Source organism: Sphingobacterium faecium (assembly GCF_003054045.1).
Classification (GTDB): domain Bacteria; phylum Bacteroidota; class Bacteroidia; order Sphingobacteriales; family Sphingobacteriaceae; genus Sphingobacterium; species Sphingobacterium faecium.
On record NZ_QBKH01000007.1, the window covers coordinates 70,634 to 93,164 of the forward strand.

Here is a 22,531-nt window from a genome sequence, read left to right on the forward strand (position 1 = left end):
TATGTTATTTATTTTCCCACAATTGGTGAGGATGCAATTCATTTAATAAGAAGTTACCTTCTGTAAGCATTAAAATGATAAAATAAATAATGAAAATAAATACAATACTTACAGTAACAATAAAACTAGATTTCTCAAATTTCAAGTGCATAAAGTAAGCAACAATATAATAAGCTTTTACTAATGTTAGTACAATATAAATTGTATTAACCAAAGCACCTTTTGCTAGAATTTGCCAGTGATGAACAAATCCTAATGCAATTAAGAATTCAACAGCAGTTAATGCTAAAAGGACAAAGAAAATTCTCCATATACCTTTTTTATCCATTCCTTCTGCGTGCCCATGCTCATCGTGAGCAATATTATCGTGATGTTGTGACATAGCTTTTCTAAATTTAAAAACTTTAATTATACTAAATAGAAGAATGTAAATACAAACACCCAAACTAAATCCACAAAGTGCCAGTATAAACCTACTTTTTCAATCATTAAATATGACCCACGATTCTGGAAAGTATTATTTAAAGTCATGCACAATACAATAATATTTAAGATAATACCTACAGTAACGTGAAAACCGTGGAAACCAGTGATCGTAAAGAACAAATTAGCAAATTGTAGTGCTGACGTATACGAGATATCATGTGTAAAATATGGCTGCAAAGCATCTTTTATTGCATCACCTTCCAAGCCAGTACCTGGATTTTGACCAAACCAAAAACCTGCATGGTGTAAGTGAGTCCACTCTATAGCTTGACATCCTACGAAACAGATACCACCTAATATAGTCCAAAGCATCCACTTAACAACTTCATTTTTCGAATTACGATGCCCTGCCTCTACAGCTAATACCATAGTAACAGAAGACATAATTAAAATAAAGGTCATGATACCTACGAAAACTAAAGGTTGTCCATGCTCAGCAATACCTGGTATAGATTGGAAGATCTTATCCGCATCTGGCCATGTACTATGTGCAAATCGCTGCGTTCCGTAATAAACCAAAAACGCAGAAAATGTAAAGGCATCCCCAACCAAGAAAAACCACATCATGATTTTTCCGTATTCCAAATTCCAAGGTGATTTTCCACCATTCCATGGACCGGTTTTTACCTCATCCAATTGTGATACAGTTGTACTCATTGTTTACTATTATTGATTCAAAAGTAAGAAAACATATATATAAATCCATAAAAGATCGAGAAAATGCCAAAAAATACTGGCTAGATTCATGCGGAATTGATTGCCATCTGCAGGAAGTGGTTTATACACTCCTACTAAAGCGGTAATCAATACGATCACTCCCGCAATAATGTGCGCTAGGTGCATCCCGGTAAAGATATAGACAAAAGACTGCGATGCATTATTATTAACAAAATAAACGCCTCGACTGGCCAATACTTCCCACGAATGAACTTGAAGCACGAAAAATAAAATACCCAAAAATAGGGTTACAAAAAGTAAAGCTTTTTGTCTGGCCAAATTACCCATTTGTGCCGCTTTATAAGCTAAATGTATAGTAAGACTACTCAAGACAATAACTACAGTACTATAGATAAATGTATCGGGCAACAATGTTTTGATCCCTTTATCAACGCCACTTGCCGTATAGACAATAAAGCCACTTGAAAGGGCAGCAAACATCATAAACATACCCAACATACCTAACCATAGGCTAAATTTTTGAGCTTTACGTGATACTAACTTCTCGTCAGTTGGTTGTTCTCCTTGATTTAACATTATTTCAAAGGTATAAAGTCAAATAATAAAATCAGTTGCGTAATTGGGAGATAAAAAAATGAGGTAAACATCACTTTTCTAGCTGAAGGTATATCCTGATTCTTAAACAGCAAAAAGCCATAATAAGCAAATACAATACCTCCAATTACGGAAACAGTTGTAAAGATCCATCCTCCAAAACCATAATACATAGGAAGAAATGCTGCAGGTATCATCAGTAATGCCGATAGAAATACCATAAATGCAGAGATCTTATCACGCTTTGTAGTCGGAAGCAATCTAAATCCAGCCTGTTTATAATCATCATCAATCACCCAAGCCAAAGACCAAAAATGTGGAAATTGCCATAAAAATTGTATACCAAATAAGATAAATGGAATCATCACGATTGCACTCTCATTCGTTTGGCTGTAGATCGCTAAATCATCCTGGCTAAATGCCGCAAAATAACCAATTAATGGTGGTAATGCGCCAGGAAAAGCACCTACAAATACAGCGATTGGTGATTTTCTTTTTAATGGTGTATACAAAAAAGCGTATAACAAAATGGAGAATACCGATAATAACCCAGCCACAAAATTCAAACGAACTAGAACCAAAGTTCCCAAGATTCCCATAAATAAACTCAGAATCAAGGCCTGACCGGTCGTCATCCTTCCAGAAGGTAATGGTCGATCAGCAGTACGAGTCATTAATTTGTCCAAATCCTTTTCGATAATCTCATTGAATCCATTTGCTGCACCAGTCACTAAGAATCCTCCCAATGTCAGTAACAACCAATTCATCCATAGAATATCTCCACCAAGCTGCTTAGCACCAATCAAAAAAGAGATAGATGCCGAAAAAACAACCGTTAATGTCAGTCTTAACTTAACTAATTTCTTGAAATCAGAAATAAATTCTTTCATAGCGACAAATGTCCTCTTTTTATTTGAGTGTACAAAGTAAAACTACTTTATGTGTACATTCATTTCATTCATTCAATTAACGTTGTGATTTTCCTAGTAACAACATCAGATAATATTGACATCCAAATAAGAGACTACCAATAACTAAGTGAGTTGTCTGTGCGAAAGCCGGAATCGCAAATCTCGCCAGAATAATTCCCGACAACATCTGAATACCAACTAAAATGAAAAGTAGAGTAGCATATTTTGCTTGAACTGTACTTCCACTAAATTTTGTACGCACTAAAAAGAACAATACAATTACTAAAATCAAAGAACTATATGCAAGCCAACGATGTATTTCAAAATGTTGGCCAATACGTTGTATAAAATCTTCTCGAGGTACACCCAAAGCTGTCAACGAATCAACAATTTCACGTACTTCCGTTCCGAAGACAACTTGCACCACCATTAAAACTAAAGATATGGAGGCAAGCAATTTTAATCCTTTAGAATCACGATTTACCAAGATACTCTTATCACGTAATGTCGTCGCCTTAAAATAAGTATATATGGAAATAGACACAATAACCAATGCCAAAAGCATATGCACCGTGATTACCCAAGGAGTTAAATTAGTCGAAACGACAATAGAACCCAACCAAGCCTGAACAACAACAACAAATACGTTAATCACGGACCAAATAAAAATTGATCGCTTAGATTTAATGTAAGTAAAAGAATAAATAGCGGTAAACAATAAACAAAAACCAGCAACAACCCCAACTAAACGATTGATATACTCCGTCCAAGTCTTTGCTACATTAAAATCCTCATGTTCCAGAATACTTTTGTCATGACGAATTTTATTTGCTAAATCACGATAACCGAAAAATTCAATCATCTTCGCAAATCGCTCATTCTTCTTAGCTCTACCTGTGATATAATGCTCTTCATAACCAACCGGTAATTGCGACACGTCTGTAGGTGGAATAATTCGATTAAAACACTTTGGCCAATCGGGGCATCCCATTCCAGAGCCGGTACTTCGCACTACACCTCCAGCAACAATGACTAAAAACAAAACAACAATAGTGATGAAATTAGATCGAATATAACGCTTTTCAGCAGCTGGAAACATATTTAAACCGTTTTATGTTACAAATAATATCTGGAGTAAATCATTTCGCACAATTTACTCCAAACATCATGTTTAATTATTTTTTATTTTGAGCATCCCATTCTGTTTGGATACGCTCTGCTTCTTCATTACCTTCAAAATCATGAAGGAAATTAGAACTCATAGTTTCAGAGAAAGGTACACTTTGAGGAATAAAATCTTCATGATGCCCTGGCTTACTGTAATCATATGGCCAACGGTGTACTGTTGGAATCTCTCCTGGCCAGTTACCGTGAATATGCTCTACAGGAGTAGTCCATTCTAACGTATTTGAATTCCATGGATTTTGAGGAGCTCTTTCTCCAAAGAAAATCGAATAGAAAAAGTTGAACAAGAAAGCCACTTGACCCAAACCAGCAACGATAGCAGCCCAAGTAATCAACATGTTTACAGACACCCATTTCTCCATGAAAGCAAATTCTGTAAAAGCATAATAACGACGAGGAACTCCATCTATACCCATGAAGTGCATTGGAAAAAACACCAAATATGCACCAATGAAAGTCATCCAAAAGTGTAAATAACCTAATTTTGTGTTCATCATACGACCAAACATTTTCGGATACCAGTGATAAACACCACATAACATACCGAAAATAGATGCAGATCCCATTACTAAGTGGAAATGGGCTACAACAAAGTACGTATCATGTAAGTTGATATCTAAAGCAGCATTACCTAAAAACAATCCGGTAAGACCACCAGAGATGAAGAATGACACTAAACCAATCGCAAACATCATAGCTGGAGTGAAACGAATATTACCTCTCCATAATGTCGCCATATAGTTAAATGCTTTTACCGCAGAAGGAACTGCAATAATTAATGTAGTGATCATAAATACTCCACCTAAGAAAGGATTCATACCTGTCACAAACATATGGTGACCCCAAACGATAAATGATAAAACTGTAATACCAATTAACGAATAAACCATCGCATGGTAACCAAAGATCGGTTTACGAGAGTTTGTTGAGATAACCTCAGAAGTCAAACCTAATGCAGGCATAACAACGATATATACCTCAGGGTGACCTAAGAACCAGAATAAATGTTGAAACAAAATTGGAGAACCACCTTCATTCGGTAAGATCTGACCTTGAACAACTAAATCTGATAAATAAAATGAAGTACCGAATGAACGATCAAAAATCAATAGAACAACTGCTGATACTAATACAGGAAAAGATAACATACCTACAATAGCAGTTAAGAAGAATGCCCAGATTGTTAAAGGCATTTTCCAAAGATCCATACCTTTAGTACGCATATTCAAAATTGTACTCACGTAGTTGATACCACCGATTAATTGTGATGCTACAAATAACACCATACTGACCAACCATAAAGTCATACCTGTAGCCGAACCAGCAATTGCCGTTGGCACTGCAGATAGTGGAGGATAGATGGTCCATCCAGCAGAAGCAGGTCCACTTTCAACAAAGAAAGAAGCAATCATAATAACTGAAGCTACAAAGAACATCCAGTATGACAACATATTCATGAAAGGAGACGCCATATCGCGTGCACCAATTTGATAAGGAATCAATAGATTACTAAAAGTACCCGATAGACCCGCTGTTAAAACGAAGAATACCATGATGGTACCGTGAATGGTGACCAAAGAAAGGAAAAATTCAGGAGCAATACGACCACCTGCAGCCCATTTACCTAAGAATACTTCCAAAATTGGAAATTCTTTATCCGGCCAAGCAAGTTGGATACGGAATAAGATGGATAAAATCATAGCAAATACCGCCATGAAAATACCTGTGATCAAAAATTGCTTAGCAATCATCTTGTGGTCACCACTGAAGATATACTTCGAGATGAATGACTCTTGATGATGATGTCCGTGCGAATCGTGATGCTCAGCGCTATGAGAAATAACTGTACTTGACATATTCGTTTTTAAAATTCAATTATTCTAATTAATTTAATGAAGCCGTAACGTTTACGCTATCTTTTAACTGCGGAGTTTTAGCATCTTTAGCGGCAAACTCTTTCTGTAAATCCTCAGTAAAATATTTATTTTGCGTTGCTAACCACTCTTTATACTCAGCCTCAGTAACAACGACAACCTTTTTCTGCATATTATAGTGACCTGAACCACAGATTTTGTTACATAACATAACATAATCATATTTGTAGTCATTCATACGCTCACGCATTTCTTCTGTAGTTACCGTAGGAGTAAATTGGAAGTAATTTGTCATTCCTGGTACAGCATTGATTTGAACGCGGAAGTCAGGAATATAGAACGAGTGAATAATATCCTTTGAAACGATATGAAAACGAACAGACTTATTAACTGGAATTACAATGTCCGAACCTTGAATATCATCCCAAGAGTTTTTATCATTGAAATCAATACCATAAGGATTCGTTGGAGTTGTCATTTTATAATTACGTTTACCGATGACACCATCAGCTCCTGGATAACGTACACTCCAAGCAAATTGCTCACCTAATACTTCAATCTGAAGAGCAGATTTTTGTAAATCTTCTGGTACATTGGTGATTGATCTCCAAGTAAAGAAACCGAACAATACCAATACAGTCAAAACAACAGCAGGAACGATCGTCCAGATTTTTTCAATCGTATTGTTATGAGGTAAATAGTATGCTTTACCATTTTTCTTCATTCTATAGATGAACGTGAACGTCAATAATAAAATGTGAGTTATCACCAATACAAAAGTTGTAATAACTGTAGTAATGATAAACATGGTATCTATTTTAGCCCCATGTTCAGTTACAGCATCTCTCCACGCCATGCCACCATGGTGAGAGTATGAATAATAAACACCTCCTAAGAAAACAAATAAGAAGATGAATAATAATGATGCTTGAAACGTATTTGAAGCTAAAGGATTATGTCTTCTATTCATTTTATTTGTTAACTCATAGATCGAGATAACTTTACCAATAACAGCAACTACTGTACAGATAACTAAAAATAATAAAACATAATAAATGAAGTTTTTATAGACTTGAGGGTCTATTTTTTTCTCTTCCTTAGCAGCGTCAACCTTTGTTGTAGACGCATCTGCGGACGCAGCTACTTCTGTCTTTGCAGTCGTCGCCGAATCAACAACATTCGCTCCAGTAGCTGCTGCATCAACTGCAACAGCTTCCGTAGCTTTAGTCGTATCTACCACTACAGTATCTTGACTTGCGAAGGATGGGACTGCAAAGAACAATCCGATTGCAAGTACAAAACCCGAGATGGATTTGAATCTATTATTTAATTTAAAGCTCATTTCTTTATAACGATTTTACGTAATATCCCTTTAAAAGCGAAACTATATTTGGTGATGTAAACTCTCATCCAAGAAAGGATGATTCTTAGCAACTAAACCTTGTTTACTCAATTTGCTCATTACCAAGAATGTAAATAAACCAACAAAGCCAAGTGCTGTACCAATTTCTACAATACCAAATCCACGGTGTGATTCAACTGTACCAGGCATGATCATGATATAATAATCTAACCAGTGACCGGCCAATAATAAGATAGCAACAAATAACATAGCATTTTGCTTACGTTTAGCATCACGATCTACTAGTAATAATAAAGGAGCAAGGAAATTGATGATAATATTTAACCAAAACCATGGTTTATATTCTGGTTCCCAACGTTTATAGAAATAAACAGTCTCCTCAGGCATGTTAGCATACCAGATTAAGATAAACTGTGCAAACCAAACATATGTCCAGAAGATAGAGAAACCAAAGATCAATTTACCTAAATCATGTAAATGATTTTCGTTTACCCAACTCATATAACCAGCTTTCTTCAATACAATTAAGACGATTGTAATAACACAAAGACCACTAACCCACATTGCTGCGAAATTGTACCAACCAAACATGGTCGAGAACCAGTGTGCTTCCAATGACATGATCGTATCAAATGACCAAATTGGAGTTGTAAAACCAAATATAACTAAAAATATAGCCGACAATTTAAAACTTTTTTTATAAGAATTCAAACCGCCCTCTAAATCTTCTTTGTATGATAATTTTGCCAATATAATAGCAAAAATACTATAAAGTCCCATGAAAATTACTTGGCGACTTAAAAAACCTGAAAAATTCAAATACCATGACTTTCCAGCGATGATACTATCATAGTTCGGACTATTAGGATCTGTAAGACCCTCTGCATACCAGTGATGGTATAAATTGTGAGTGCTTAATCCTAATCCAACAATCACTAGTAAAATGATTGATGCAATAGGCAAAATACCTGCCATTGCCTGTGGTATACGAACGAGACCAGCTGACCAAGCAGATTGTGTTACATATTGTAAGGCTACGAAAAAAGCTCCGGCAGCACATACACATGTAAAATAATAACCCATCAATAATAAGTTAGCATAAGTACGCTCTACTAGAATATGATCGCCCATAAGCATTCCGTAGGCTACTGCAGCTATACCAACAACGATTGCGATAATACTGAATGTTTTTGCTTTACCAGCAAACTCGTATCGCTCGTTGAAATTATAATCGTGATGATGATTGTGAGTTCCCATTTATTTATCTGATGTTAGATTATTTCTTTTGTAATTCATGAACGTACATAACGACTTCCCAACGTTCTTCAGGAGACAACTGCGATGCATGCGATCCCATTGAGTTGTGACCGTAATAAATCGTATGGTAAATCTTACCATCTGTCAAATCAGCCATCATACCGCCACGTGAAGAGCTCGCACCATCTGTTTTGTGATAAGACGGTGGATTAGGAAAATTCTCCAGCTTACGTGTGCCTTTAGAATCTGTAATCTCACGGTCTTTAGTAATAGAACCATCACCTTTACCTTCAGGACCGTGACAAACAGCACAGTAAGTAGTAAATAAAGCTTGACCCTTTTCAAGTCTTGCTTGTGATACCTCTAACGGATTAGTAAACTCACGACCCGCACGTTCATAATCTTCTAAAGTATTGGCATATTCAAATCTGGTAAAACCAATTGGATCTGTACCCTTTGGTGGTGTTTGCGCAGTTTGTTTATTTTTAAAATTCTCGTTTGGTTGATCAGGATTGTACGCAATCGGATCATACATGTTGCGAGAAAACTCCCAACCTGTACTACGAGTAGTCTTGTCACCACAAGAAGAAACGACTGCTGTCAACGACAGAGCTGCACATACTGTAACTAGTAAATTCTTCTTATTCATAACTAACATATTTTCTATCATTGTACTTAACTTCTACAGCACCCGTTTCTTTCAATATCGTATCGATCAAAGCATGGTCTGTGTTTTCATGAGCATCTATAGCGATGATAAAACGATCATCTGTAGCTCTTAAATCCATAACACGAGGAGTACGTCCTGGGAATAAATGATTGCGGTAAAAGAAAGTCGCGACCATACCCAAAGCACAAATTAAAATAGTAACCTCAAATGTTACTGGAACAAAGTTCGGGATTGCGAATGAAGGCTTACCACCAATATTCATTGGCCAGTCATGTACCATTGTATAATACAATAAACTAAATCCCAGTAAGGTTCCTAATGCTCCAAAGCAAAATGCTGCAATTGGTAAACGCGAAGGTTTAACGCCCAATTTAGCTTCAATACCGTGAATTGGCATTGGAGTAAAGCAATCATAGATGCTTACATTATTTTTCTGCAATTTGTCGATCCCATGCATCATATCATCTGGATCAGCAAAACTACCTAATATATATTTTGTATTGCCCATTGCTATTATTTTAACTCTTTAATTTCTTGTTCTGTTACCGAATCATATTTGCCTAAAGAATCTCTAAAGTATTCCACTTGTTCTGCTGGGAATGCACCTTCTTTAACCAATTTAGTTTTATGTTGTAAACTTGAGCTTTTCAACAATAACTTCACTTCCGCGATTGCGATACCCGGTAAGAAGCGTAAGAACAATAAGAACAACGTAAAGAATAAACCGATAGATCCAACGAAAATACCAACGTCTGTCCATGTTGGGTAAAACATCGCCCAAGATGATGGTAAATAATCACGGTGTAATGAAGTCACGATAATTACGAAACGCTCAAACCACATACCAATGTTTACCACAATAGATAAGATCCAGGAGATTGGAATACTTGTACGAATTTTCTTAAACCAGAATAATTGTGGTGAAATTACGTTACATGTCATCATTGACCAATAAGCCCAAGCATAAGGACCAAACATACGGTTTTCAAAAGCGTACATCTCGTATTCAGATTGAGAATACATTGCAATGAACAACTCTGTCAAGTAAGCAATACCTACGATAGAACCTGTTGTCATGATAATTTTGTTCATGGCTTCAATGTGGAACATCGTGATATAATTCTCAAAATTCATGACTTTACGTAAGATCAACAATAAAGTTTGCACCATCGCAAAACCAGAGAAGATCGCACCAGCAACGAAATATGGAGGGAAGATTGTTGTATGCCATCCTGGGATAACAGAAGTTGCAAAGTCAAAAGATACAATCGTGTGTACCGAAAGTACCAATGGAGTAGAGATACCTGCCAAAATTAATGACACGATCTCAAAACGTTGCCAAGTCTTTACAGATCCATTCCATCCAAAAGATAGCACAGAGTAAATTTTTTGTCTAAGGCCAGTAGCACGGTCACGGATAGTCGCGATATCAGGTAACAAACCACAGTACCAGAATACCAAGGATACCGTGAAATAAGTAGAGATCGCAAATGCATCCCATACTAATGGTGAGTTAAAGTTAACCCAAAGAGATCCAAACTGATTTGGCAATGGGAAAATCCAATAAGCCAACCAAGGACGCCCCATGTGGGCAACAACATACGTTGCAGCACAGATAACGGCAAAAATCGTCATGGCCTCTGCTGAACGGTTAATGGAATTACGCCAGTTTTGGCGGAAAATTAATAATACGGCCGAAATTAATGTACCAGCGTGACCGATACCAACCCACCATACAAAGTCAGTGATATCCCAAGCCCAGCCTACAGTTTTATTTAGACCCCAAGCGCCGATACCTGTCCAGAAGGTATAACTAACGCTGACTACCCATAATAAAGCACCTAATACGGCGACAGTGAAACCAATCCACCATGCTTTATTCGGTTTATTTTCAACCGGTAGTAAGATATCATCCGTAATTTTAGCATACGTAATGTCCTTACCGGTCATTAATGGTTCTCTTAATATTGATTCGTTATGCGATGACATAGTATTTTTATTTCAAATAATGAACAAGATTACGCCTCAAAAGTGTTTCTAACTTTTGTCATATAACCGATACCCGGTTGTACATTGATTTCCTCAAGTACGTAATAAACACGCTCATTGCGTAATGCTTTAGATACTTCCGATTCTGGATCATTAGCATCACCAAAGATAATTGCATTTGCAGAACATGCTTGTTGACATGCCATTTGGATATCACCGTCTTTTACTTTACGGTTCTCCATTTTCGCATGTAACTTACCAGCTTGAATACGTTGGATACACATTGAACATTTTTCCATAACCCCACGTGAACGTGTTGTTACATCTGGGTTCAATACCAATTGCGTAAACTCATTATTCAAGTAGTTGTCAAAACGTGAATCATTCCAATAGTTAAACCAGTTAAAACGACGTACTTTATATGGACAGTTATTCGCACAGTAACGTGTTCCGAAACATCTGTTGTAAGCCATATGGTTTAGACCCTCTGATGAGTGTACAGTAGCTAATACTGGACATACAGTCTCACATGGTGCATGTGCACAATGTTGACATAACATCGGTTGGTGAACAACAGTTACATTTTCGAAATCATTGATGTGTTGAATTTCATTTTCCTTCGTATACTCTTTACCATCCTCTTCAATGGTGTAGTAACGGTCAATACGTAACCAGTGCATCTCACGACGACGACGAACCTCATCACGACCTACAACAGGAATATTATTTTCTACGTTACAAGCAACAATACAAGATCCACAACCAGTACATGCATTCAAATCGATTGCCATTACCCATTTGTGACCTGGTTGCTCGTACTTGTTCCACAAATCATATGTTTTGTGTTTATCCGTAAAGCGACCTGACTCAGAGTTAGGATCTTTTAAATACTTAGCGAAAGTAGTTTCACGTACAATGTTACGACCTTCAATAGTATGGTGTGTTTGTGTCTGTGCTAATTGATAGATGGTATTTGATTTTGCAAGAGTTGCTTTCGCTACAAATTGAATCGTACCATTTACTAAGCTTGCAAAAGGATAAGCATTTTTACCAACGTTATTACCCGCTTTACCAACTTTAGTACGTCCGTAACCGATAGCTACTGAAACGGTACCCAAAGCCTGTCCAGGTTGTTGAACAACTGGTAACTCCACTTTGTAACCATTTGCTTCAACAGTAATTGTTGCATCTTCACCCAATCCTAATTTCTCAGCATCTTTAGGGTTTAAAGCAGCATAATTATCCCAAGTTACCTTAGAAACTGGATCTGGAACCTCTTGTAAGTAAGCATTATTTGCATATCTACCATCGCGCAAAGCACTTGGCTCATATAATTTCAATTCGAAATCACCGACTACTGTTTTTGCAGCAGCGATAGCAGCACTAGCGGCAGCCTCTACATTACCAGAGAATGAATAAGAAGCTGCTGTTTTAGCACCCTTATATTCAAAACCAGTTTGTAAAACGTTATTCCAGTTCTTCGTACTACCAACTAAAATAGTAGAAGACCAAAGATTTTTAACAAATGTATAGATATCAGTCGTATCACCAGCCCAAACCAATAAAGATTGATCTGCTTGACGGGTATTGAATACTGGATTGATTGTTGGCTGCACAATAGAGAATAGACCTTCTTTTGGAGAAGCATCACCCCATGACTCCAAAAATGTATTTGTAGGAGCAATAGCAGTCAATTCCGAAGCTGTTTCATCAGCACGTTGAGAGAAAGATAAAGTAAAATCAACTTTCTTCAATGCTGCTTTTACATCTTCAGCTTTGAAATAATCATAAACAGGATTACTGTTTAAGAACATCGCTACACCAACTTGACCAGCCTTAGCATTTGTCAGGAATTGAGAAAATGCAGCATCAGAACCTTGATGTTGTTTAGAGAAATTATCTAAATCGATTGTAGATCCATATGAAGCTAAAGCACTGTTGATTGCATTCGCTAGAGTTTGAATATTAATATCATTCGAACCAGCTACCACAACTGCAGCACCTTTATTATTTAACAATTCTTTAGCAGCTAAAGTAACTGCAGTTTGTGCTCTTTTAGCAGTAATACCACCAGCTAAAGAAGAACCTGTAACCGCATTATATAACGAGATTAATACAGCAGCTTCTTCCGAAGGTTTAATGGCAATACGTACATCGGCATTTGATCCCGTCATACTAAGACCGGACTCAAACTGAATATGACGTGACATTTTACCATTTTTCAATGATTTATAGTCACGGTTTTTAACATATTGTTGTGTATGTTCCTCTCCCGCTAACCAAGTTCCTAAGAAATCAGCTGCTACCGAAACAACAACATTTGCTTTATCAAAATTATAAGAAGGAACAACCGCTTTTCCAAAAGCATTTTTGTTAGCTTCAATGATTGCGCTGTAAGAAACAGCATCTACTTGAACTAAATTAGTTGTCGGGTACTTAGCCGTTAACTTGGCAATAGCAGCTAACGTAGTAGGACTATTTACTGTACTAGAAACAATAGTAATTTGTTTACCAGCAGCAGCTGCTGCGTTTAATGCAGCGATAACAGTGCTATCTAATTTAGACCATTCAACATCTTGTCCTTTTAATTGAGCAGTTTTTAATTTAGACTCATCATATAAATCTAAAACTGATGCTGCAGTTCCTGAATCTGTACCTTGATTTAAACCTATTGCATTCGGGTTAGCCTCTACATTAATAGGACGACCCTCACGTGTTCTGACTAAGATACTTTGACCATTAAAAGTCGAAGTATAAAAGTTAGGAATACCAGGAGTAATCTCCTCAGGTTTAATTAAATAAGGAACTGCTTTATGCACAGGTGTACTGTTACATGCTGCTAAAGTAACAGCCCCAACACCAAAACCTAATGCTTTTAAGAAGTCACGGCGTGGAGTTTTTGTACTCAACCCTGCTTCATTTAAGACATCTTCTACAGGAATAGATTCGGCAAACTCACCCTTACTCTTTTCAACAAAAGCAGGTGTTTGTTTCAATTCTTCCAAACCTTTCCAATATTTTTTATTGCTATCCATTTAAGCTGTATATAAGATTGCGTATTTCTGAATAATTATTAATAGTGACATTTACCACACTCAAGACCACCGATCATCGCCGCTGTCATTTTTTCACCTTTTTTGATGCTTTCATGCGCTTTGATTAAGTCTTCGTAGTATTTGTTATCTGATTTCACATCTGTTGCCTTATGACAATCCACACACCATTTCATGGTCAAAGGAGAATATTGATATACTTCTTCCATGGTTTCAATTGGACCGTGACATGTCTGACACTCCACTCCCGCTACAGTAACGTGTTGCGAGTGATTAAAGTAAGCAAAATCTGGCAAGTTATGAATACGAACCCACTGAATCGGCTTAGGGTTGTTACCATAAGTACGAGTCTCTGGATTCCAATCCAATGCACGATAGATTTTAGCAATCTCTGGCGAAGTCTCACCATCATAATGCTCAGAACCTGTAATCGTGTTATGACAGTTCATACAAACATTCGCTGAAGGAATAGAAGCATTTTTAGATTTAAAGGCTCCACCATGACAATATTGACATTCAATCTTATTGATACCAGCGTGCAATTGGTGAGAGAATTTAATAGGTTGAACAGGTTGATAACCCGTATGAACACCAACATTCCACATAGTTTTCCAACCTCCAACAGCTAACAATGCAACCAACATCAATACGGCAAATCCGACCAATTTCTTGTTTTTAACAAAACCCTGAGCAAATGCCAAGAATTTTTTACTAGTCTTAGGCTCTTCTTCCGCCTCAACAGCAGCTTGATTAGTCGCGATAACTCTTTCTAAGGTACGGATTACACGGTTTAAAACAACGATCACAACAATGGCCAAAACAACTATGCCTAATAACCCGAAGATCATAAATAAATTAGCATTGTCATCTTTCGCAGTTTCACCAGGATTAGTCGCATCTTTAGGCTTCTCAACAGACTCAGCTTTAATGTAAGCCAATACAGACCTAATCTGATCATCAGATAAATCTGTAAAAGAAGTCATCACGGATTTATTATACTCCTCAAAAATCGCAATTGCATCTTTATCACCAGAAGCAATCAGCGCTTGAGAGTTTTTGATCCATTTAATCAACCACTCTTCAGACTTGGTCTCAGTAATACCCTTTAGGGCAGGACCGACGACCTTCCTATCAACTTTGTGACAGCTCGTACATTTAGCTTTGAAGATTTTTTCACCTTCCTTGACATCTTGCGCATGCAGCGTCGCAACGGCAAACAACAGCACCAAACTCATTGATACTACCCTCGCAAGTTTTCCCAAAACGGATGAGATATTTCTCATATTTAACACTTTATACTATTTATTTGTGAATATAAAAATTTAAACACCATTCTAGACAAAGCACACTCTGCCTAGTAATGCCACAAAAGTATAACTTATTAATAAATCCCTGACAATTTTGTGACGTTATTTATCAATTTATAATCGTTCTAAATTATTTCAAAACGACTATTTAAGGCAGATTTAAACCACCTCTTGTACTTCGAGGCGGAAATCGATAAACTTCAAATATAAGACATCAATATGACATAAAAAAAGAGCTCTACTGTTTAAATTGCTCCTTTTATAAGTTCTTCATAACAGTAGATTGACAAAGAATTGATTAGAGAATTGTAACTTTACAGATATGATGATATCATGGCAAAATTGTTAATTTTATGTAGTGTGATTTTTTTAACAGCCTCACGTCATAGACATACTACTCCAGCTCAAAAACATACATCAACTTTTAAAATAATGGAAGATTCAGCAAAATATAACAAATTAAGCCCCGAAGAAGAATATGTTATTCTTCACAAAGGTACCGAACGTCCCTATACAGGAACGTTATTAGACAATAAGGCAATGGGAACATACATTTGCAAAAGATGTGAAGCCTCTCTGTACCGTTCAGAAGACAAATTTGATTCACATTGTGGATGGCCAAGTTTTGACGATGAGATTTCAGGAGCAATTCGCAAAGAAACAGATGCCGATGGAAGAAGGACTGAAATTCTTTGTAATACTTGCGGAGCACACTTAGGGCATGTTTTTACCGGAGAAAGATTAACCGATAAAAACATCCGTCACTGTGTCAATTCAATTTCTATGAAATTTGTTGCAGATACTAGCGCTTCAAAATAGAAGATTCCCGCACTTTCAACTCGCAGGGTAATGTCAAATGTTTTATTGCTTTGGCTTTACCCTGCAATTTTAGCAGTAGAATATTGATAATATGATTCGCAATCTCTTCAATAGGTTGTGAAACCACCGTAATAGCAGGTTCGTGCAATTTAAAAACAGTATGGTCATCAAAAGCAATTAATGCCGGTAGTTTATAATTATGCTTCTTACCAGATTTGAGTCCAGTGATCGCAAGATAATTGGTCGCAAATAAAACAGCATCCAGTCTATTGTCAACAACAAACTCATGCAATTCATCTATCGCCTCTGCTTCCGAAGCATCCAATTGTATTTTTTTGATATAAGCTTGCTTTTTAAACTGATCCATCGCTTTCATGTAACCACCTAAGCGATCACGCATCTGCGTTTGATCTGAGTAAAGCGAAACTAGACCAATCCGTTTATATCCCTGCTCATTAAAATGAACAGTCGCATCAAAGGCACCTTGAAAATTATCGGCAATAACATAATCAGTCTCCACTTCAGGCAAGTATCGATCAAACAAAACAACAGGTACATTTGACTGAATTAAATTGGAAATTGTCTCCTCTATACCCTCAGAAGGTGTAATAATAAAACCATCCACTTGTCGATCATTGAACATACCGATTAACTCTTTAGTCTTTTCACTATCATTGTTCGTACTACAATAAATAATACGGTATCCCTGTTCATAGACTTTTGTTTCAATCAGGCGTGCTATATTTCCAAAAAAAGGATTTGAGATATCTTCAATAATCAAACCTATAATTTTGGTTTTACCAGTACGTAAACTTTTAGCAAGTTCATTAGGCTTATAGCCGACCTTTTTCACATAATCAAGAACACGCTTCGTCAATGACTCGCTGATGCGCTTTTCTTTGGCTTTGTCATTCAATATAAAAGATACTGTAGTAACCGAAACCCCTAAAGCTTTTGCGATGTCACTGATCAAAATTCTCTTCTTCATTAAGTCGTATATGTTTATAAATTTGAGTTACTAATCTAAAAAAAAATAAAGTAATAAAGCTATTTATTGTAAAAATATTTAAGCTAAAAGGATTTATTAAGCAAAAAAAATACTATATTTCGCCCCTAAATAAGACCAAACTAATTACTTATGATTCGATTGAATTACAATAAAATTTTATTAAGTATTCTTGCATTCACACCATTAGGTTTAGCAGCACAACAAAACTTGACATCATTTGTCAACCCTTTTATCGGTTCCGAAGACCATGGACATGTCTTTGTGGGCGCAAATGTTCCACTTGGAGCAGTACAATTAGGCCCATCACAAATAGCACAAACATGGGATCAATTTAATGGTTGGGACTGGTGTAGCGGTTACAATTACAAAAGCAAAGAAATACTAGGCTTTACACACACCCATCTTAGTGGAACTGGAATTGGAGATCTCAATGACATTATGATTGTACCCGCTACCGGAAAAGTACAATTACAACAAGCCGAATTCAACAAAATGAATACAGGCTACGGTTCGAGCTTCAAAAAAGAAAATGAGATTGCCCAACCTGGATTCTACAGTGTACTACTAGACGACTACGAAGTACAAGCAAATTTGACGGCCACAGAGCGTGTAGGTTATCATCAATACGTGTACAACAAGTCAGACAATGCTCACTTATTCATTGATCTTTCTTTTAAAATGAATTGGGACAAAACAACCGATTCTTATATCAAGCAAGTCAATGATAGCACTTTTGTTGGCTATCGCTTTTCTACAGGATGGGCAAGTGATCAAAAAGTTTATTTTGCCTTAAAAACATCGGTACCTATTCAAAAAGTAGAATTTTACGATGATAAAAATCAAAAATTCGGTACTTCAACAGTAAAAGGTCAAGCAATAAAAGCTGCCCTATTTTTTGATGCAATCAAAAATAAAACCATTGAAATTAAAGTTGGTATTTCAGCTGTGAGTACAACAAACGCTTTAGAAAATATACAGGTTGAAACTCCTACATGGGATTTCACCCAAGTAAAAAAACAAGCAAACGACAAATGGAACAGCACGTTGAATAAAATTCAATTTGAAGGAGATGCAGATACAAAGACCATTTTTTACACCGCCTTGTACCACACCTATTTTGCACCAACCATCTTTAATGACGTCAATGGTGATTATTTAGGGACAGACAAACAAGTCTACGAAAAACAAGACTTTACCAATCATACCGTATTTTCACTGTGGGATACCTATCGTGCATTACATCCATTGATGAACTTGCTAGAAGATCGTAAAATCAATCAAGATTTCATCAAAACGATGCTTGCCATATATCAGCAACAGGGAAAATTACCCGTATGGCATTTACAAGGTAATGAAACAAATACCATGGTTGGATTACCGGCAATACCTGTAGTAGCCGATGCAGTCATAAAAGGGATCTTGGATGAAAAAGATTATGAACTGGCTTGGGAAGCAGTAAAAACAACAGCAATGGGTTATGAACATGGATTAAAGTATGTCCGTGACCTAAAATACATCCCGATCGACAGCATGGATAATGAATCTGTGGCATGGGCATTAGAATATGCAATTGCCGATTACAGCGCATTTAAATTAGCAGAAAAATTAGGTAAAAAAGAAGATGCCATTTACTTCGAAAAAAGATATAAACTTTATGAACAATATTTTGACAAAGAAGTAGGTCATTTTGTAGGTAGAAAAGTTAACGGCGAATTTAGAAGACCATTCAATCCATTAATGGCCAAGCACCGTGAAAATGACTACTGTGAAGGAAATGCTTGGCAATATACCTGGCTAGTTCCACAAGATGTTAAAGGATTGATCAATCTTTTTGGTGGAGATAAAAACTTCTTAAAAAAATTAGATGAATTCACAACAATGTCATCCGAATTGGGTGAAGAAGCATCCAATGATATTACAGGTTTAATTGGGCAATATGCACAAGGCAACGAACCCAATCACCATGTACCCTATTTATATGCTTACGCGGGAGAAGCTTGGAAAGGGTCAGCACTTGCACGTAAAGCAATGATGAACTTCTATACAAGCAAGCCAAATGGTTTATGTGGAAATGACGATGCCGGACAGATGAGTGCATGGTATGTATTTTCAGCAATGGGAATGTATCCTTTAAATCCGATCAGTGGAGTTTATGTGTTCGGTTCTCCAATGATGGAAAAAGCGACCATTACACTTCCTAATGCAAAACAATTAACCATAAAAGTTAAAAATCAAGCCAAGAAAAATAGCTATATCAAAAGTATCAAACGTGATGGGGTAGCCTACTCAAAATCGTTTATTACATATGATGAAATATTAAAAGGCGGAAACATTGAAATTGAAATGAGTAGCACTCCAAATAAAAATTGGGGAAAAGCTCCACAAGATAGACCGATTGCAGTAGACAATTAGACTGTAAGTCTGTCAGGCAACCATTTATGGAATAGCTTTTGATAATAATCAACAAAAGGAGATTAAAAATGTCAGAATTAAACAACAACATCAATATCCAAGATATTGAAGACGGAAATAATCAGCAAGATTTCTATACAAATTTCAAAGAAAAATTGATTGCTGTAGAACAATTTCCATCCTTGTACAAATTCAAATTCATTGTAAAAGCCGATTTGGAGAAAATAGAGCAGGTAAAACAGGTATTTACGCATGCGAGCACCAAATACGCTGAAAAAGAATCATCAGGTGGTAAATACAAATCCATCACCGTAGAGACTTTTGTCAATAATGCTGATGAAGTAATTGATTATTACAAACAAGTATCAACAATAGAATCCGTTATTATGTTATAACAAAACGAAAACAGGCTGTCAATTAGACAGCCTGTTTTGCAAAATAAAAAAGCTCACTTTTCAGTGAGCTTTTTTTATATGATTAAGTTTTTTGAAACTTACGCTTGTGGAGCATCATTTTTTGGAGCTTCAGCAGCAGGTTTATCTTCACGAGGAGGACGAGGTAATAAAGCTTTACGAGAAAGTTTCAATTTACCTTGTTTGTCGATATCCAACAATTTAACCGTTACTTGATCACCTTCTTTGAAAATACCATCCATAGTCTCAAAACGTTTCCAATCAATCTCTGAGATGTGTAATAAACCATCTTTTCCTGGCATGATTTCAACGAAAGCACCAAAAGGCATGATAGACTTTACTTTACCTTCGTAAGTAGCACCAACCTCAGGTTTTGCCGCAATATTCTTAATACGTATACTTGCATCATCAATCGCAGCTTTATTATCAGCAAAAATCTGTACGATACCTTTACCATCTACCTCTTCAATAGAAATAGTAGCTCCAGTTTCACGTTGCATTTCTTGGATAATTTTACCTCCAGGACCGATAATAGCACCGATAAATTCTTTATCAATAATGATCTGAACGATACGAGGTGCATGAGGTTTGTAATCTTCACGAGGTCCATCAAGGGTTTTCTTCATCTCACCTAAGATATGAAGACGAGCCTCTTTCGCTTGATCCAAAGCTTGGGTTAACACTTCCCATTTCAAACCATTAATCTTTAAGTCCATTTGACAAGCAACGATACCTTTTTCAGTACCTGTCACTTTAAAGTCCATGTCTCCCAAGTGATCTTCATCACCTAAGATATCCGAAAGAATAGCATATTTACCTGTTTTCTCATCCGAGATTAAACCCATAGCAATACCAGAAACCGGTGCTTTCAATTTAACCCCTGCATCTAATAAAGCCAAAGTACCAGCACATACTGTTGCCATAGAAGAAGAACCATTAGATTCTAATATATCAGAAACAACGCGGATGGTATAAGGGTTTTCAGCTACTGGAGGAAGCACTTGTCTCAAAGAACGCAAAGCCAAGTTTCCGTGACCTACTTCACGACGACCAGGACCTCTATTCGGTCTAGCTTCGCCTGTAGAAAATGCAGGGAAATTGTAGTGAAGAATAAATTTGTTATAACCGTTGATAAAAGCACCGTCGATCATTTGCTCTGCATCCTTAGCACCTAAAGTAACCGAAGTTAATGATTGGGTTTCACCACGTGTAAATACAGCAGAACCGTGAGCTGCAGGTAAATAATTTACTTCCGACCAGATAGGACGTACAGTACGTACATCACGACCATCAAGACGTTTTCCTTCATCCAATACTAAATTACGAACAGCATCGTATTGTACATCATGAAAATATTTTTTGAATAAGAATTTAGTATCCTCATCCAATTCTTCAGGAAGTGTAGCTCTAAATTCTTCAGCAATCTTTGCAAAAGCTTCAGAACGATCATGTTTAGCAGATGCCGAAGCAGCAACAGCATACACCTTATCGTAAGTAGCACTGAAAATTTCAGCTCTTAATGTCTCATTTGTAGGTTCGTGGTTATACTCACGTTTTACATGCTTACCTACCAAATTTGCCAATTCAACTTGAGCAGCAACTTGTTTTTTGATCGCCTCATGTGCAAAAGCAATAGCTTCTACCATTTCAGCTTCAGATATTTCACTACATTCACCTTCAACCATACCAATATCTTGAGCAGAACCCGCAACGATAAATTCTAAAGTTGCTCTTTCTAATTCAGACATTTTTGGATTGATTACCAATTGACCATCTATTTTCGCTACACGAACTTCAGAAATAGGACCATTGAAAGGAATATCAGAAACTGCAATAGCCGCAGAAGCAGCAAGACCTGCCAATGCATCTGGCATAATATCTTTATCAGCAGAGATCAAAGAGATCATTACTTGCGTATCTGCGTGATAGTTTTCAGGGAATAATGGACGTAAAGCTCTGTCGACTAAACGAGAGATTAAGATCTCGTAATCTGACAAACGTGCCTCACGACGTAAAAAACCACCAGGAATACGACCTGTAGCCGCATATTTCTCTTGGTAGTCAACAGATAAAGGCAAAAAGTCAACCCCAGATTTCGCTTCCTTAGCAGAAACTACTGTCGCAAGAATCATCGTGTCACCTTGTTTTAATACTACTGCACCATCAGCCTGTTTAGCCAATTTACCAGTAGAAAGCTCGATCTGGGAGCCATTGCCCATATCGATTACTGTTTTGATTTCGTTATAACTCATTCGTTGTTATTTGCGATACGCTTTTCATCTTTTGGCAGCGTACCTAATATATAAAAATATTTAATTTCCCCGCAAAGATAAGGTAAAATATTCATAATCAAACGGAGATCAGCTGCTTTTCTACGCAATTATAATCGATCAATAACAGCAAAGCATATCATGCTAACCTCATATAGAAAATTAAGTTAAAACGTCAAGATGTCAAAATCTGGAATTTAGAAAAATAAGCAATAAAAAAAGCCGTCCCAAAGGAGACGGC

At 36.7% G+C, this 22,531-nt stretch carries 18 protein-coding genes; 3 read left to right on the forward strand and 15 right to left on the reverse strand.

The genetic code is table 11. The features are described 5' to 3' along the window. Positions 1-4 precede the first annotated feature (4 nt). The 13 genes from C8N37_RS19155 to C8N37_RS19215 all read right to left on the reverse strand — a co-directional run bounded on the left by C8N37_RS19155 (position 5) and on the right by C8N37_RS19215 (position 15,343). The gene (locus tag C8N37_RS19155; protein ID WP_108160437.1) at positions 5-382 is read right to left on the reverse strand and encodes a cytochrome C oxidase subunit IV family protein; all 378 of its coding nucleotides are present in this window, start codon (positions 380-382) and stop codon (positions 5-7) included. Positions 383-408: 26 nt separating this feature from the next. Beyond that, complete coding sequence (locus tag C8N37_RS19160) at positions 409-1,143, reverse strand: cytochrome c oxidase subunit 3 (RefSeq protein ID WP_108160438.1); 735 nt, start codon at positions 1,141-1,143, stop codon at positions 409-411. Between the two features lie 9 nt (positions 1,144-1,152). Beyond that, on the reverse strand, positions 1,153-1,740 hold the full coding sequence (locus tag C8N37_RS19165) for a cytochrome c oxidase subunit 3 (RefSeq protein ID WP_108160439.1): 588 nt from the start codon (positions 1,738-1,740) through the stop codon (positions 1,153-1,155). Continuing rightward, a complete protein-coding gene (gene cyoE, locus C8N37_RS19170; RefSeq protein WP_108160440.1) occupies positions 1,740-2,648 on the reverse strand; it encodes a heme o synthase in 909 nt (302 codons plus the stop codon). Before cyoE ends, C8N37_RS19165 begins: the two co-directional genes overlap by 1 nt. 76 nt (positions 2,649-2,724) lie before the next feature. Then, a complete protein-coding gene (locus C8N37_RS19175; RefSeq protein WP_108160441.1) occupies positions 2,725-3,768 on the reverse strand; it encodes a COX15/CtaA family protein in 1,044 nt (347 codons plus the stop codon). 76 nt (positions 3,769-3,844) lie between these two features. Further along, complete coding sequence (locus tag C8N37_RS19180) at positions 3,845-5,710, reverse strand: cytochrome c oxidase subunit I (protein ID WP_186812860.1); 1,866 nt, start codon at positions 5,708-5,710, stop codon at positions 3,845-3,847. Positions 5,711-5,738: 28 nt separating this feature from the next. Continuing rightward, entirely contained in the window at positions 5,739-7,070 is a 1,332-nt protein-coding gene (locus C8N37_RS19185; RefSeq protein ID WP_108160442.1) for a cytochrome c oxidase subunit II, read from the reverse strand. A 42-nt stretch (positions 7,071-7,112) separates the two neighbouring features. Then, positions 7,113-8,348: a quinol:cytochrome C oxidoreductase gene (locus C8N37_RS19190; RefSeq protein WP_108160443.1), complete on the reverse strand. Its 1,236-nt coding sequence runs from the start codon at positions 8,346-8,348 to the stop codon at positions 7,113-7,115. Between the two features lie 19 nt (positions 8,349-8,367). After that, entirely contained in the window at positions 8,368-9,006 is a 639-nt protein-coding gene (locus C8N37_RS19195) for a c-type cytochrome (protein WP_373866218.1), read from the reverse strand. After that, a complete protein-coding gene (locus tag C8N37_RS19200; protein ID WP_108160445.1) occupies positions 8,990-9,526 on the reverse strand; it encodes a DUF3341 domain-containing protein in 537 nt (178 codons plus the stop codon). The genes C8N37_RS19195 and C8N37_RS19200 overlap by 17 nt, the downstream gene beginning before the upstream one ends. Before the next feature lie 5 nt (positions 9,527-9,531). Continuing rightward, positions 9,532-11,007: an NrfD/PsrC family molybdoenzyme membrane anchor subunit gene (gene nrfD / locus C8N37_RS19205; protein WP_045755004.1), complete on the reverse strand. Its 1,476-nt coding sequence runs from the start codon at positions 11,005-11,007 to the stop codon at positions 9,532-9,534. A gap of 29 nt (positions 11,008-11,036) precedes the next feature. Continuing rightward, a complete protein-coding gene (locus C8N37_RS19210; RefSeq protein WP_108160446.1) occupies positions 11,037-14,042 on the reverse strand; it encodes a TAT-variant-translocated molybdopterin oxidoreductase in 3,006 nt (1,001 codons plus the stop codon). A 38-nt stretch (positions 14,043-14,080) separates the two neighbouring features. Further along, entirely contained in the window at positions 14,081-15,343 is a 1,263-nt protein-coding gene (locus C8N37_RS19215) for a c-type cytochrome (protein ID WP_108160447.1), read from the reverse strand. A gap of 357 nt (positions 15,344-15,700) precedes the next feature. On the opposite strand from C8N37_RS19215, the gene C8N37_RS19220 reads away from it, so the two are divergent. After that, entirely contained in the window at positions 15,701-16,186 is a 486-nt protein-coding gene (locus C8N37_RS19220; RefSeq protein WP_108160448.1) for a methionine-R-sulfoxide reductase, read from the forward strand. Here the strand turns inward: C8N37_RS19220 and C8N37_RS19225 are convergent. Further along, positions 16,170-17,174, reverse strand: coding sequence for a LacI family DNA-binding transcriptional regulator (locus tag C8N37_RS19225; RefSeq protein ID WP_108160449.1), 1,005 nt, complete (start codon positions 17,172-17,174; stop codon positions 16,170-16,172). The genes C8N37_RS19220 and C8N37_RS19225 overlap by 17 nt on opposite strands. A gap of 150 nt (positions 17,175-17,324) precedes the next feature. On the opposite strand from C8N37_RS19225, the gene C8N37_RS19230 reads away from it, so the two are divergent. Then, positions 17,325-19,607 carry a GH92 family glycosyl hydrolase gene (locus C8N37_RS19230; RefSeq protein WP_108160450.1) on the forward strand — a complete coding sequence of 761 codons (2,283 nt, stop codon included), beginning with the start codon at positions 17,325-17,327 and terminating at the stop codon, positions 19,605-19,607. Positions 19,608-19,675: 68 nt separating this feature from the next. After that, positions 19,676-20,002 (forward strand): DUF493 domain-containing protein, encoded by a 327-nt coding sequence (locus tag C8N37_RS19235; RefSeq protein WP_108160451.1) that lies wholly within the window; start codon positions 19,676-19,678, stop codon positions 20,000-20,002. A gap of 98 nt (positions 20,003-20,100) precedes the next feature. On the opposite strand, the gene pnp is transcribed toward C8N37_RS19235, so the two are convergent. Beyond that, a complete protein-coding gene (pnp, locus tag C8N37_RS19240) occupies positions 20,101-22,272 on the reverse strand; it encodes a polyribonucleotide nucleotidyltransferase (protein ID WP_108160452.1) in 2,172 nt (723 codons plus the stop codon). Between the last annotated feature and the right edge of the window lie 259 nt (positions 22,273-22,531).